The sequence below is a fragment of the Kitasatospora sp. NPDC056327 genome, assembly GCF_042261735.1.
Lineage (GTDB): Bacteria > Actinomycetota > Actinomycetes > Streptomycetales > Streptomycetaceae > Kitasatospora.
The window spans coordinates 1-15,835 of sequence record NZ_JBHJRC010000199.1 but is presented as its reverse complement, the minus strand read 5'-3'; the positions used below and the strand labels follow the sequence as shown (position 1 = coordinate 15,835).

At 70.4% G+C, this 15,835-nt stretch carries 5 protein-coding genes; 3 read left to right on the top strand and 2 right to left on the bottom strand.

The genetic code is table 11. The annotated features are described in order from the left end of the window. The first annotated feature begins 163 nt into the window (after window positions 1-163). Window positions 164-670 (top strand): hypothetical protein, encoded by a 507-nt coding sequence (locus ACFCX4_RS25150; RefSeq protein WP_376146459.1) that lies wholly within the window; start codon window positions 164-166, stop codon window positions 668-670. Between the two features lie 342 nt (window positions 671-1,012). Here the strand turns inward: ACFCX4_RS25150 and ACFCX4_RS25145 are convergent, their stop codons facing one another. Both ACFCX4_RS25145 and ACFCX4_RS25140 read right to left on the bottom strand, forming a co-directional pair. Then, window positions 1,013-3,088 carry a PIG-L family deacetylase gene (locus ACFCX4_RS25145; RefSeq protein WP_376146456.1) on the bottom strand — a complete coding sequence of 692 codons (2,076 nt, stop codon included), beginning with the start codon at window positions 3,086-3,088 and terminating at the stop codon, window positions 1,013-1,015. Window positions 3,089-3,413: 325 nt separating this feature from the next. Then, window positions 3,414-7,721 (bottom strand): LamG-like jellyroll fold domain-containing protein, encoded by a 4,308-nt coding sequence (locus ACFCX4_RS25140; RefSeq protein WP_376146462.1) that lies wholly within the window; start codon window positions 7,719-7,721, stop codon window positions 3,414-3,416. 444 nt (window positions 7,722-8,165) lie between these two features. Here ACFCX4_RS25140 and ACFCX4_RS25135 point away from each other — a divergent pair, with 444 nt between their 5' ends. Both ACFCX4_RS25135 and ACFCX4_RS25130 read left to right on the top strand, forming a co-directional pair. Further along, complete coding sequence (locus tag ACFCX4_RS25135; protein ID WP_376146453.1) at window positions 8,166-15,431, top strand: polymorphic toxin-type HINT domain-containing protein; 7,266 nt, start codon at window positions 8,166-8,168, stop codon at window positions 15,429-15,431. Beyond that, the gene (locus ACFCX4_RS25130; RefSeq protein WP_376146450.1) at window positions 15,428-15,706 is read left to right on the top strand and encodes a hypothetical protein; all 279 of its coding nucleotides are present in this window, start codon (window positions 15,428-15,430) and stop codon (window positions 15,704-15,706) included. Before ACFCX4_RS25135 ends, ACFCX4_RS25130 begins: the two co-directional genes overlap by 4 nt. Window positions 15,707-15,835: the final 129 nt, after the last annotated feature.

The window sequence follows — 15,835 nt, the reverse complement described above, 5'->3', positions numbered from 1 at the left end:
AGCCGAAGGAGCCCGGCGGCGAGGTGGTGCCGGGCGGCCCCGGCGCGGAGAAGATCGTCGGCCTCACCCCGCTCGGCCCGGCCACCGCCGCCGAAACCCTCGGCGACGACCGCAGCATGGCGGCCACCCCCGCGGCGCCGGATCCACCGGAGCACTCCACACCATGCTCGTCAACGAGCTCATCATCACCGCCGTCACCGGCACCACCACCCACGGCGCCCCGCCCCGCACCGACAAATGGATCGCCTCGCCGCAGTGTGCTGGCCGGACCGGCGACCGCGACCATGACCCGCGTGAAGACCACCCGATTCGCTCTGCGCGCGGGGAGTTTCTGCTCCGGGTGAACGTCCACGACGATCCGGACTGCCGGGATCTGCGGTGGGCCCGGGTACGGCTCGGACCGCGCTGGAGGGTCGCGGTCGACCGGCCGGCGACGATCAGCGGACCCATCGGGGACGGACTGGTCACGATGTCCCTGCGCGGCGACGTCATCGTGGGGGGAACCGCCTACCGGGACGGCATGAAGGTCTTCGCCGTCCCGGACCCGCACCGCGCGGGCGCGATCCGCCGCTGTGTCGGGTTCATGGTCCGGGACGGTGAACTCTCGGGTGCCGCTGCCGCTGCCGCTGCCGGTGCCGGCGAGGTGAGGAAGTGGCTCGCGTGGCCGTAGCGCCACCTGCGGTTTCGGGCCCGCGGGAGCGTCGGCCGAGCGCGGCCGGGCCGGTCACCGCCACCACGGTTCGGTCCCCTGCGGCAGCCGGTGCCGGTGGGCGGAGAGCGTCCCCGGCCAGGCAGTCGGGGACCTGGGCAGCGCCCTGCCGGGCGGAGAGCCGGGTGCCGGTCGGGTATCCGCTGGTCGAAGCCGGTGCGGGCGCCGCAGGGCTGGCGCCGTGCCGTGCCCGGACCCTGCCGGCCATCGGGACCCAGCCAGGGCCTTCGGCGCGCTGAGCAGCGGGGCGGGCCGGTTGGCCCCGCTGGTGTGTGGTGGGTGGACCGGCCGGTTGTCGTGGTTTCAGGGGGTGGGCAGGGGGGTCCAGGTGCCGAAGTTTCCGTCGGGTTTCTGGCGGTTGTGGTGGAGGCGGCCGTCGGTGCCGATGACGACGAGGTCGGTGCAGCCGTCGCGGTCGACGGCTGCGGCCGGTACGCCGACGATGGGGCGTGCGCCGGTGTCGGTCCAGCCTCCGAATGCCCCGGTCGTGCCCTGTTTGCTGAAGCTGACCCCGCCGTCGCGGTTGCGGACGGCGGCCGTCATGCGCTGCTGCAGGGCCGTTCCCGGTGTTGCGACGGCCGCCTCGCCGCTGCCGCCTTCGTCCGGCCCGCCGCCGACGGCGCCGGAGGCGCCGGCCCACGGGCCGCCCGGGGCGCTCTGGTAGAGGTTCATGGTGTAGGAGCCGGCCCCGGGGTCGGTGACCGGGCTGGTCGAGGCGATCTGGCGGTAGAACAGTTCGAGCCGTCCGTCGGCATCCGTGCCCACGCTGATGCCACTGGCCGGGGAGACGTGGGGGAAGGCGGGGTCGGTCCTGAGCGGGGTGTTGGGGGCGGGCTGGTACCAGTGGAGGACGCGGGACCGGGCGTCCTGCACGGTGACGGCGAACACCTCGATGCGGCCGTCGTGGGTGGTGACGGCGGCCGGTGCGCTCTGGATCCCGGTTTGGTCGAGGGGTTCCCAGCCGCTCCAGCTCCCGTTCGGGGAGGTCTGCCACGTGGTGCTGATGCCGCCGGCCCGGTTGCGGACGAAGAGCTGCAGCCGGCCGTCGCCGTTGGACGCCACGGTGGGCGTGCTCACCTGCAGGGCGTCGTTGGTGAGTTTGGCGTCGGGACCGGAGATGGTGTTCGGGCTGCCCAGGCTGTTCCAGGTCCAGGTGCCCTGGAGGGTCTGCGAGCGGGAGACGATCTCCCCGGTGTCGGCGCGCTGTCCGAACACCTCCAGCCGTCCGTCCGCGTTGCGGGCGACCGTGACACCGGCCGCCAGCGGCCCGGTGGGCCGGCCGTGCGGGGTGGGGGCCTGCCACTGCTTGGCGCCGTTCTCGGCCCATTCGTGGAGCGAGCCGCCCAGCACCGCGAAGGCGTGCAGGGCTTTGGAGCCGTCGGCGGTGACGGCTTGGGCGGAGCGCTGGCTGCGCAGGTACTGCCGGGACGTCCAGCCGGGGTAGGGGCCGCCGATGCCGCCCCCGGGGTCCCGGGGGATCATCTCGTCGTGGGCGGCGTAGGCCTCGAAGACGCTCTTCTTGTCGGTGGTCTGCGCGTGGGAGAGGTTGTGCGGGGAGCTCTGGATGTTGTAGTCGCGGTAGTGCTCGACGGCGACCAGGCGCGGCGTACCCGCGGTGTGGGCGGCGACGGCCTCGTCGGCGAACCACGCGGCGCTGGTGTGGTCGGGGTGGTCGTGTTCACCTGCGACGAGGCCGTACAGCAGCGGGTCCGGCGCCGGGTCCTGGACCCGCACCAGGGTCGCGTCCGCCTCCGCGAGCACACCGCGCAGCGTGTCGACGAGGCGCGCCCCGGTGTACGTCTGCGCGGGGACGGCGTCGGACGGGTCGGGGTCCAGCGTCGGGACCTCGACCGGACTCGGGGCGTCGCGGCCGTTCCAGAGGCGGTGCAGGGCGTTGCCGCCGAGGTGGCGGGTGTCGGCGTAGTCGGGCAGGCCGAGGAAGACCACCCGCACCGAGGGGCGGGCCCCGAGGGTGAACCGCTGCACGGACGGGCCGCCGGGAACCGGCTGGTAGAAATCGGTGCTCCAGCAGGAGTTGTCGCAGCCGCTCACCCCGGCCATGCGGGCGTAGGCCGCCCGGATGCCGTCCTGCCGTGCGCGGGCGTAGTCTGCCGTGGCGCGGTCCGGATCGGGTGTGCCCGTGCGCGGCGCGCCCTCGCCCGCGGTGACGTAGACGGTCGTCACCTTGTGGCCGGCCCTGATGCTGGTGGCCACGTCGGGGTTCATGAACAGCAGGTCGTCGTCCTGGTGCGCGACGATCTGGACCACCGAGGCCTCTGCCGCCTCGGCCTGGGCCGCCTCGGCCTGGGCCGTGGGCACCCACAGCAACTGCGGCACCGCGACGGCGAAGGCCGCCGCGGACACGCTGACGCGCCTCATCCTGTGCTCCGTTTCTTCCGGTTGTTCCTGGTGACGGTCCGCCGGCCGCGGTTGCCGCCGGGCCGGTCGTCCGGTCGGGTGTTCCGTGCGCCGGTTCGGGTGTTCCGTGCGTCGGTGACGTGGTCGCGCGTCGGTGTTGTGGGTGTTGTGGCCCGGGTTGGCGTGGTGGGTTTGGACGGTGTTGTCGAGGGTGGTGCTGCGAGGGGCCCCGCCGTGGTGCTGCGAGGGCCCCCGCCGTGGTGTTGCGAGGGGCCCGCTGTGGTGTTGCGAGGGCCCCCGCCGTGGTGCGGCGGGGGCCCGGTTGTGGTGGGTGTTCGGTGGGTGGTCAGGTGGCGGGGTTGAGTGTCCAGCGCTGGTTGGCGCCGGTGTTGCAGTCCCAGATGTTCAGGCGGGTGCCGTTGGTGGTGTTCCACGCGGGAAGTTCGAGGCAGCGGCCGGAGCGGGGGTTGTAGAGGCTGTTGTCGGCCTGGCGCAGCCATTTCTGGCCGCCTTTGAGGTTGTCGCAGTCGGTGAGGACGACGGGGGTGCCGTTGGGTGCCTGGGGCTGGTCGTTGTCGTGGACGGTGACGCACTTGTTCTGGACGATCAGGGCGTGGTTGTCGGTGTTGAACCTGAACTTCTGGTTGGGGCCGTTCCAGCAGTCCCAGATGCCGACCTCGGTTCCGCCGCCGAGGAGGTCGAGGCACTTTCCGCCGTCGAGGGCGCTGTTGACGGAGATGGTGGTGCTGCTGATGGCGAGGTTGCTGATCTGGGGGTCGGTGAGGGCGTAGGGGTAGGTGCGCACGTCGCCGATGTCGCCGTCGAAGCCGTCGTCGTCGCCGTGGTAGACGGTGCTGGAGGCGCCGATGGTGAGGATTCCGCCGCCGTACCAGGGGTGGGGGTTCTTGGCGGCGTTGACGGCGCGTCCGTTGACGTAGAGCGTCATGGTGGCGGTTTCGGCGTTGTAGGTGCCCACCAGGTGGGTCCACCGGCCGGCCTGGGCGACGGCGCCGGGGGAGCCGCCGGCGGTGTAGTAGGTGCCGGTGTCGTAGCGGTCCTCGTAGGGGGAGATGAAGGCCCAGGTGCCGGTCGCGGCGGAGTTCTGGAGGTAGAAGGGGCTGCGGTCGTTGCCCTTGAGTGCCACGACGGTGCCGTGGCTGCCCGCGGTGCGGGGTTTGACCCAGGCGGCGACGCTGTAGCTGCGGCGGGTGTCGATGCCGGGGGCCTGGGAGCTGCGGTAGTAGCTGCCGCCGTCGAAGCGGACGGCACTGTCGGCGGTGGCGTTGCGGTCGGCGGTGAAGGCGGGGCTGCCGGAGGGGATGAGGGCGTTGTTCGCGTTGCTGTCGATCACCGGTGCGGTGGGGTCGGTGTGCAGGGTGTTCTGGCGGTCGAGGGTGTACCAGTCGGGGGTGACCCGGGTGCTGGCGATGTTCTCGGGGCCGACGTCCCAGCCGATGCCGGGGTTCGTGGCGTCCCCGGTGCGGTGGCCCCACCAGATCTGGATGTCGTCGGTGACGGCGTTGCGGCCCCACAGGGCGGGTGCGCCGTTGCCCAGGAGGTCGCCGTCGGAGCCGAGGACGGGCCAGGTGTCGACGGGAACGCTGCCGATGGTGGTGGCGCCGGCGATGCCGGTGAGGGTCGGCACGACGAGGGCATGGCCGGCCTCGTCGAGGACGGGGTCGCCGAAGTCGGGGTCGACGACATCGAGGGTGGCGGGGGTGAAGGTGTAGGCGGTCAGGTCGCCCGAGGTGGCGGAGGCGGTGGGCGGGCGCAGGTCGCGGGCCCACAGGCCGGGCCTCTTCTGGTCGGCCCAGTCGCCGGGGGTGATGAGTTCGGTGTCCTTCCAGCCGGTCGCGGCCAGGCGGACCGGCTGGCCGAGCTGGTTGGTCAGGGTGGCGGGGAAGAACCACAGGGAGGCGTCGGTGCCGTCGCCGTTGAGTTCCGTGGTGACCAGGCCGGTCTTGTTCTGGAATTCGAGTTTGATGTCGAGGCCGGTGTGGGCGGGGTCGCCCAGGGAGGCGACGCGCTGGGTGCGTGACCAGGTGTCGGCGTAGCCGGTGCAGTAGGCGGAGTCGTTGGGGGGTGTGACGCAGGCGGGCCGGGTGAGCGGGACCTTGCTGTTGTAGCGGCCGGTGGAGCGGCTGTTGCCGGGGTTGCCGTAGACGTAGAGGTTGGGGTCGTCCTGGACGTGGACGAACAGGTCGTCGACGTGCTTGCCGCCGGTGAGTGCGCCGCGGTGGCTGTACTGGACGGTGTCGGTGGCCCAGGTCTGCCGGTTGGGCGTGTCGGAGGGCAGGGCGGCCAGGGCCGCGGTGGGGCTCTTGGCGACGGTGTTGCCGGGGATGCTGTAGGTGCGCAGGTTGCCGGCCTGGTCGGCGGTGAGGATGTCGGCGGCGCCGTCGCCGGTGACGTCGCCGAAGACCGGCTGCGGGCCGTCGGGGTTCCAGGGGACGTAGAAGGCGTACTGGGCGACCGGGGAGATGTTGCCCGCGTTGTCGGCGACCTGGATGTAGGCGATGTTGGTGCCCCAGGCGGTGGGGTAGATGGGCAGGCCTCCGTTGGGCATGGCGCTGCCGCACTGCCAGGTCGCCCCTTCGAACTGCGGGTCCAGGCTCCAGCGGGCGCAGACGGCGCCGGAGGTCTGGCCGCCCGAGGGGTTCGGGTCGAGAGGCGTGTAGGGGATGAAGCCCGTCTGGTGGGTGCGCTTCTTGGACGTCTGCCCGTTGCCCGAGGGCGGGAACTGCGTCTTGAGCGCCTCGTCGGACAGCTGCTCGTAGAGGGAGGGGACCTGCACGGTGGGCGGGGTCGTGTCGACCCCGAAGTGGCAGGTCGGGGTGGAGGCCGACATGCCGACGAGCTTGTCGCTGGCCATGATGCTGTAGCCGTAGACGTGGCCGTCCTTCAGGACATCGGCGGAGACCGGGAAAGCCGCGAAGGATCCGCTGGCGACGAGGCTGCTGTATCCGGAGGCGACGTCGGGGATGCCGGGGACCATGTAGTCCCAGAGGTGGCTCCAGGAGTACAGCTGCTGCTGGACGGAGCTGCTGACCCTGGCGTTGAGGGAGACCCCGCTCAGGTCGATGCCCGCGCCGAGCCAGCCCCAGCCGTTGCCGTCACAGCCGTGGGTCAGTCTGTCGGGCGAGATGGTCCTCGGCACGGGGTAGGCGTACGGATCGGTGGGGGTGTTGGGGGTGCGGTCGTACTCGACGACGACGGTCGGCCGGTAGTCGAGGCGCTTGAAGGCGAGCTTGTCGCTCTCGTTGCCCTCGACGGTGAAGGTCAGGTTGTTGTTGGAGCCCGCGTAGGAGCGGTAGGCGGAGGTGACGTCGAACTTGAAGTCGATGCCGTTGGGGCAGTCGGGGTTACCGGATCCGCCGACCCAGGCGGTCTCCCCGACCTGTCCGCCGTAGTGCTGGGGGGAGTTGTTCCACGTCGTGCCGTAGCCGATCGCCCGGTCCACGAGGAACAGATTGAGCGGGTACTTCGTCGTGCAGTTCCAGTTGGAGGACTTGGCCTGCCACATCGTCATGACGGCGTAGTTGATGACGGCGCCGCCGAACCCCTGGGTCGAGATCTCGAAGAAGGACCGTTCGAGGCCGTACGCGGCCTGGTAGTCCTGCCGGCCGACGCCGGGCCGGTTGTACGGCTCCTGGACCGTGACGGTCTTCAGGTAGTTGTTCGTGTTGGGGTAGGCGGACTGGGTCCAGGTCCAGCCGTGGCCGGTGCGGTCGTCGTAGATCCAGCCCGGGTCGATGAACCACGGCCCCTCGCCGTGGGCGAGGAGGTCCTGGTCGGGGCTGAGAGTGATGCCGGCGGTGCCGGCGCTGGTGGGCATGACCGACACCCGGGCGCTGCTGCCCGGTCCGTCGACGGTGCTGGTGGCCGGGCCCTCCAGGTCGCCGGCTGCGGCGGCCGTCCCGGTGGCCGGCACGGTGGAGGAGGTGGCGCCCGTCAGCGCGGCCGGGGCTCCCGGGGCGGCCTGAGGGGCCGGGGCCGGGGGCGCGGTGGTGCTGTCCCACATGCGCGGGGCGGGGGCGTGCCAGCGCACGGTGCCGTCCTCGGCGGCGGCCGTGAGGCTGTAGTCGGCGTTCGACGTGACGCTCACACCCGTGGTGGTTACAGGGAAAGTGACCGACTGCAGTGCCGGGTTCGCGGCGGCCTCGGGGGTCTTCACGACGAGGACGGTGCTGAGGCCGCCGTACTTGGTGACGGTGGCCTTCAGGTCGATGCCGGGGGCGACCTCGGGGTAGAGCAGGCCGTCCCCGTCCTCGTCCACGTGCCCCTGGGTCAGCGGAAAGGGTGAGTGGAGGGTGAGCTGCTTCCCGTCGTCGCTGGTGAGGCTCGCCAGCGCACCGGAGCCGCCCGCCGACAGGCGGACGCCGGCACCAGAGGCTTTCGGACGGAAGCCGCCCTGAGGGTCGGCGACCAGGGTGGCGTCGAGCTGCGCCCACACGCCGTTCTGCCTGACCCGCTGGCGCTCCACGTGCTGCGTCTTGCGCAGATGCCCCTCGGGGGTGGCGACGGTCTCGCTGTAGTCGTCGGTCAGTGATTCGACCGGCACCGCCACGCCGGTGGCCTTGGCCTGAGTGATCGCCTTCTCGGCGTCCGTCGCGGGCGGGCGCATCGTGGCGTGTACCGCGTCGGCCTCGGCCATCACCTCGGCCAGGCTCTTGGGCCCGGACTGGGGCTCGGCCAGCGCAACGGGTGCCGAAAGACCGGCACACAGGACAAGCCCGAGTCCCAGCACGGGCAGACGAAGGGCCACTGAACGGGGCCGGCGCCGGGTGGAGGGCGGTCTGGGGGACGAGGGCACGGCGAAGCCTTCCCGACGAGGAGAGTTGGCGCGGAAACGGCCGTGATCGGCACTGCGCACAGGACAGACGCAACGTGTCGCGGTCTCCGATGTTCCGTCAATGATCTGTCCACGAAGGTGGGCTGATTTGCCACCAGTTCACACTATTTATGATCAAAGTGATTTGAATCACACTGCTCGGGTCTTTGTCGACTCCTCGACACCGGTTGTAAACGACCCATAAGGTCGGCTGGCCTTTGATCAACTCGCCGTGTCCCCGGGCGCGGCCACCAACGGAGGGTGACGGTGTTCTCTCACCGTGCTGGATCGGCCCGCGTCCGGGCCGCCAAGCTGCGACGCTCGCGAACCGCCCTGCTCAGCACCCTGGCGGTCGTCGCCTCGCTGGTGGTGCCCGCCGGGGGAGCCGCCTTCGCCGCGGCCCCGGACTACCGGCGCGTCTGGTCGCCGCCGAACACCCCGCTGCCCGGCGCCACCTCCGTCACCGGAAGGGACGCCCCTGATCCGAAGCCCGCCGCGAAGGCCGCCCCGGCCGAGCCCGCGCAGGACAAGAGCGGCCGAACCGCCCCTGCCGGCACGGCGACGGTCAACCTCGCACCGGCCCCCGCCGCCAAGGCGGGCACCGCGCGCCCCGACGGCAGCGCCACCACGCCTCGGGAGTCGGCCGCAGCGCCCGCAGCGAAGGCCGGCGACCTGCCCGTCTGGGTCTCCTCCATAGCCGACGGCACCACCCCGTCACCCGGCCGGCGCACCGCCACCACGGGCCAGGAAGACAGCGGCCCGAAGGTCAGTGTCACGGTCGCCGACGCCGCCACCGTCAAGGCCGCAGGTGTCAGCGGCGCCCTCGTCGCGTTCTCCCTCGCCGACCAGCACCCCGCGACCACCGCGCGTGTCAGTCTCGACCCCGTCCAACTCGCCCCCGCCTACGGTGGCGACTGGGCGAGCCGCGCGACCCTCGTAGAGCTGCCCGCCTGCGCGCTGACCAGCCCGGGCGCCCAGCAGTGCCGCACCCGTACCCCCGTGCCCTCGCACTACGACCCGCAGACCAACAGGATCGTCGCCGACGTCGACCTGCCCGCCGCCCACGGCACCACCTCCTCACCGTTCGCGAAGACCTCCAGCGCCCCCTCGCAGGACTCCGCCACCACTGCGCCGATGACCGTCCTCGCCCTGCAGGGAACCCCCGGCGGCGAAGCCGGCACCTACAGCGCCACCAGCCTCAGCCCCAGCCAGGGCTGGGTCGCCGGCGGTTCCTCCGGCTCCTTCACCTACAGCTACCCCGTCCAGATGCCCCCGAGCCTGGGCGGCAGCGTCCCGCAGATCGCTCTGTCCTACGACTCGGCGTCCGTCGACGGCAGGACCTCCGCGACCAACTCCCAGGCCTCCTGGATCGGAGAAGGCTGGGACCTGGGCTCCGGGTTCGTCGAGCGCTCCTACCAGCCCTGCTCGAAGGCCGGCATCGACCAGTCCGCCGACCAGTGCTGGTCCGGCGCCAACCTGACCCTCTCCCTCGCCGGCCACTCCGGCCAGCTCGTCCCCGACGACGCCTCCTGCGACAAGGCCGACCCGCGCAACGAACTGTCCAACTGCACCTGGCGCCTGCAGTCCGACGACGGCACCACGGTCCAGTTCCTCACCGGCGCCGACAACGGCACCTGGAACGGCTCCTACCTCAAGGTCACCGACACCTCCGGCACCGTCTACTACTTCGGCCTCAACCACCTCCCCTCCGCCCAGGGCACCCCCACCAGCACCGGCCCCGAAACCCGCTCCGCCTGGACCGTCCCGGTCTTCTCACCCAAGCCCGGCGACCCCTGCCACGACCCCGCCAAGGGCAACGCCTCCTGGTGCCAGGCGGCCTGGCGCTGGAACCTCGACCACATCGTCGACCCCCACGGCAACCTCATCACCTTCACCTACGCCCCCGAGACCAACCACTACGCGCTCGCCGCGGGCCAGAACCACGGCATCGGCACGAACACCCCCTACACCCGCGCCGGCACCCTGCGCTCCATCGCCTACGGCCAGCTCCTGTCCGACCAGCTCGCCGCCAACGGCACCCACCCCACCGCCTCCCAGGTCATCTTCGACACGGGCGAACGCTGCCTCGTGGGCGGCTGCCAGCCCGACCAGCGCATCCCCGCGAACGCCGGAAACTGGCCCGACGTCCCCCTCGACCAGCAGTGCTCCGCCACCGACCCCTGCACCGTCCCGGGCCCCAGCTACTGGACCACCCGCTGGCTCACCGCCATCACCACCAAGGTCCGCGTCAACGGCGAGTACCGCCCCGTCGACACCTACCAGCTGACTCACACCCTCGAAGACCCCCACGACACCAGCACCAACCCCAGCACCCCCTCCGCCGTCAAGCCCCTCATCCCCTGGCTCGCCTCGATCCAGCGCACCGGCCACAGCGCCGGCCAGGCCGACATCCCCCTCGCCCCGGTCACCTTCGACGCCATCCTCCTGCGCAACCGCGTCGACGGAACCGTCCCGGCACGCTCGGAGTTCCACCGCCCCCGCATCTCCGCCATCACCACCGAGACCGGCGGCGCCATCCGCGTCGAGTACATCGGCCAGTCCTGCTCCCGCACGGCCAACGTCATGCCGGCCTCACCGGAGAACAACACCCTGGCCTGCTACAACGTCAAGTGGAACGAGCCCAACACCCACGCCCTCGTGGACGACTGGTTCCTGCGCTACCCCGTCAGGACCGTCACCCTCGACCCGCGCGACTTCATCCGGGGATCGCTGGGCCAGACCACCACCTACACCTACGGCCCCGCCGCCTGGCACCGCAACGACGCCGAAGGCATCAACACCGACTACCGCACCTGGGACCAGTTCCGCGGATTCGCCTCCGTCACCTCCGTCACCGGCGCTCCCAACCTGCCGCAGGAACCGCAGACCAAGACCGCCACCCACTACTACCAGGGCATGCAAGGCGACAGCACCGCCGGCAACCCCCGCACCGTCCAGGGCCCCACCAGCGGCCCGGTCACCGACCACGACTGGCTCGCCGGCCAGATCCTCGAATCCGACACCTACGCCGACGCCGACGCCACCACCCCCGCCGCCAGCAGCGTCAACACCAGCACCAACCCGACAGGCGACGACGGCGGACCCAAGACCACCGCCACCCACAACCGTAGCCCCGACCTGCCCGCCCTCAAGGCCCGCTACGCCGCGCCCCAGCAGCGCACCGTCACCGCCAAGGCCAAGAAAGCCGACGGAAGCTGGCGCACCACCACGGACACCACCTTCACCGACGAGAACCTGCCCTACCTTCCCGGGAAGGTCCTCCAGCAGGCCGACGGCACCCCCGACGCGTGCGTGCGCACCACCTACGCCGCCAGTGCGGCCTCCCCGATCACCAACGCCGTCGCCGAGACGTACACCGTCTCCGGCGCGAACGCCTGCGCGGCCGCCCCCACGGCCGCGAACACCGTTTCAGCCAGCCGCACGCTGTACGACAACCAGCCCTTCCGCAGCGTCGGCGCGACCGCGTCCGCCACCGGCCTCCAGGTGCTGGAGAAGTACGACGCCAACGGCGCCGCCCAGTGGACCACCACCGGCACCAGCGCCTACGACGCCTACGGCCGCCCCACCACCGTCACCGACCCCACCACCACCGACGCCGCCCACCCCAACGGCGCCGCGACCACCACCATCTACACCTCCGCGGCGCCGGGCGAACTGCCCACCAAGAACACCGTCGTCGCCCCCGCCCCCGCGGGCACCCCGGAGGCGGCCACTGGGTGGACCTCCACCGTCACCCTCGACCCGGCGCGCTCCCTGCCGCTGACCACCGCCGACGCCAACGGCCGCACCGTCACCCAGACCTACGACGCCCTGGGCCGCCTGACGGCCGTCTGGCAGGCCGGCCGCACCACCGCCGAGCCGGCCGACTACAAGTTCACCTACCAGCTGCGCAACAACGGCCCCTCCTCCATCACCACGCAGACGCTGCGCGCCAACAAGACCTACCAGCAGTCCATCCGGATCCTGGACGCCCTCGCCCGCGTCGTGCAGACGCAGAGCGACCCGGCGGTCTCCGCCTACGCGGGCCGGCTGATCACCGACACCTTCTACGACTCCCACGGCCGCCCGGCCGCCGCCAACAACACGTACTACAACAGCCTCAACCCGCCCAGCACCACCCGCTTCGAGCCCGACAACGCCAAGGTCCCCAGCCAGACCCGCACCGTCTTCGACGGCATGGGCCGCGTGATCGCCGGGCAGTCCCTCGCCTACGGCGTCCCGCAGACCACCACCGCCACCTCCTACCCCGGCGCCGACCGCGTCGACGTCACCCCGCCATCGGGCGGCCGGGCCACCACGACCGTCAGCGACTCCCGCGGCCGCGTCCTGCAGTTGTGGCAGTACCGCACCCCCGCCCCCACCGGCAACCCCGCCGACGCGGACATCACCTCCTACGCCTACTCCCAGCTCGGCACCGAGACCTCCCGCACCGACGCGGCCGGAAACACCTGGACCTATGCCTACGACCAGCGCGGACGGCGCACCAGCACCAGTGACCCCGATGCCGGCACCAGCACCACCACCTACGACGCCGCCGGACGCGTGGCCACCTCCACCGACGCCCGCGGCAAGAAGATCGTCTCCACCTACGACCTGCTCGGCCGGCGCACCGGGACCTACAAGGACTCCATAGCCCCGGAGAACCGGCTCACCGCCAGCACCTACGACACCGTCGCCAAGGGCAAACCCGCCACCTCCACCCGCTACGTCGGCGGCCAGAGCGGCGCGGCCTACACCACCGCGGTCACCGCGATGGACACCGCCTACCGGCCCACCAAGACCACCGTCACCATCCCCGGCAGCGAGGTCGGCCAGCCCGGCCCGCTCACCTTCACCTACCAGGCCCTCTACAACCCCATCACCGGCGCGCCCACCAAGCAGTCCCTGCCCGCGGTCGGCGACCTGTTCGCCGAGGTCGTCACCTACAACTACGAGGCCTACGGCCTGCTGCACGACATCGGCGGACTCGGCGGCATCGCCTACGACGTCCAGTCCGACTACGACGCCTACGGCCGCACCATCCGCTCCACGATGAACCCGTACGGCACCCAGATCGTCGCCACCAACACCTACGACGAGCCCACCGGCCGCCCGATCAGCCAGTTCGTCGACAAGCAGACCTCCACCACCGGCTCGGTCCAGCAGACCACCTACGCCTACAACCAGGTCGGCCGGATCACCGCGATCCGCACCATCCCCAACAACACCCCCTCCGCCACCGACCTGCAGTGCTTCGGCTACGACCACCTCGGGCGCCTCACCACCGCCTGGAGCGACACCGGCCGCCTCGACCAGGACCCCGACCCCGCCGTCGGCGGCCGGGGCCGCTGCGCCAACGCCACCCCCACCAGCGGAGCCCAGGCACCGGCCCAGACCACGGTGGGCGGCTCCGCCCCGTACTGGCAGAGCTACCAGTACGACCTCACCGGCAACCGCACGGGCATGACCGCCCACCACCCCGGCGGTGACGCCTCCCAGAACGTCACGACCACCCAGACCTTCCCGGCGCCCGGAACCCGCAACACCCTCACCACCAACCCCGGCACCGGAGGCGGCACCGGCGGCCCGCACGCCCTGCTCACCTCCACCACCCGGGTCGGCGCCAGCAACCCGACCACCAGCACCACCCAGTACGACGCCGCCGGCCACACCACCGCCGTCACCGACACCGCTGGCACCACCACCCTCACCTGGAACGGCGAGGACCGCCTCGAATCCCTCGCCAGCACCAGCGCCGGCACCACCACCTACGTCTACGACGCAGGCGGTAATCAGCTCATCCGCCGAAACCCCGGCAAGACCACCATCAACCTCGTCAACGGCGACGAACTCGTCTACAACACCGCCACCAGGACCCTCACCGCCTCCCGCTACTACTCCATCCCCGGCGGCATCACCCTGGTGCGCCAGGGCGGCAACGAACTCACCTACCAGTTCGCCGACCACCACGGCACCAACAGCCTGGCCATCAATGCCAGAACCCTCACGGAGAGCCGCCGCCCCACCGACCCCTTCGGCAACCCCCGCGGCACCCAGCCCTCCATGTGGGCCGGCGACCACGGCTTCGTCAACGGCACCAAGGACGACGTCACCGGCCTCACCAACCTCGGCGCACGTCAGTACCAGCCCACCACCGGCCGCTTCCTCAGCCTCGACCCCGTCTTCGTCGCTGGCGACCCCCAGCAGTGGAACGGCTACGCCTACTCCGAGAACGACCCGGTCAACCTCAGCGACCCCAGTGGCCTCAAGTCCGAGGAATGCGGAACGCTCTACCAGTGCGGGTCGGCAGGCACGATCACGATGAGCAACGCCGCCGAGACCACCGCAACCTACACCTCCAGCGACACCCAGGAGCGCTACTACGAGCAGACGCTGTCCGCGGCCCTGCGTCCCAGCGAGAGGCGCAACTGGATCTGGGACCAGAAGGGCAAGAACAACGCCTCGATGTGGGGCTGGGGCAACGGTGTAAAGAAGAAGTCCGTGCTCCAGAAGGCTGCGGACCTCGCCGAAGGCATCAGCTTCATTCCCGGAGTCAGCGTCGTCGGTGACGTCGCCTCCACAGGCATACACGCCGTCCAAGGACAGTGGAAGGAGGTCGGCTGGGACATCGTCGGGTCCGTTCCCTTCGCCGGTGATTATGCCAAGGCGATGCACCTGCGCAAGAAGGCTGACGATCTGGTTGGCGCCGCCAGAGGATGCCCGACGCACAGCTTCCCGCCCGCCACCCTTGTCCTGATGGCGGACGGCAGTGCGAAGAAGATTGAAGACGTAAGTCTCGGTGATTCTGTCACTGCCACTGATCCGCAGACCGGTGAAACGGCCGCCAAGACCGTCACCACGAAGATCGTCACCCCGGACGACTCCGACTTCACCGAACTCACCGTCACCAGCCAGGACCAGGCCGGCCGCGCAGCCGAACCTGCCGCCCTTCTCTCCACCTCCAACCACCCCTACTGGGATGACACCGCCCAGCGCTGGACCCATGCAAAAGACCTCCAGCCCGGCCACCGGCTGTCCACGGCCGACCGCGGCACCCTGACCGTACTCTCGACCCGCACCTACACCACCACACCCCAACGTGCAGACGACCTCACCGTCGAAGACCTTCACACGTACTATGTACTCGCCGGTACCACGCCAATTCTCGTGCACAACAGTGGTGGGCCAAACTGCGATATCACCATCTACAAGGCGCCAGGTAAGGGAATGACGGATAGGCTGCTTAACGACGGTTTCTCGGAGAGGGACTTTCCGGGATCCGGCAACGGCTACCCAGACGGGCGTGCGTACTTCGGCCTCGAAGATGATGGAAAGACGATTGCGCTTGACTATGCCAGCCGGGGAGGCTATGACGGTGGCGTCGTGCAGGTCAGGATCCCGAAGGCCGATTTCGAGCAGCATTTCAGCCAGTACGTAGGCTCGCATAACGGCGTGCCCAATGTGGAGGTCGCGATCCCAAACACGGCGTTTGACATCCTTAATCAGTACCCACGAAGCATGGTCGGGGGATGATGAACGAGCAGCTCAGCGCCCATGAGCAGAGTCTCATCGGCGAGATGGTCGATGGAGAGATTGAGGCGGTATTCCGCTGGGGCATCATCGTTGACCTAGGACTGTCCCGGCTTGGGTTGATCGACGCTCTCTACATAGATGATGAAGATCACTATGAGGTCGGAGAGCGAGTCAGCTGCTATCTGGATTGCTTTGACGAACGGAAGGACAAATTCATCCTGAGGCCGCCGGGTCAGATCCCTCTCGCGGAACGGCTAGGTCGCTCAGTCGACTGATGTCGATTTCCGGCTGAATCGAGTCGGCACAGGTCGGCAAATCTGGCGCGAAAATTAGAACGGCCGAACGTGAATGGAAAGCGGGGCGCCCTACCGGAACCGGGCCGGCAACCTCCTCCAGCTCCACCC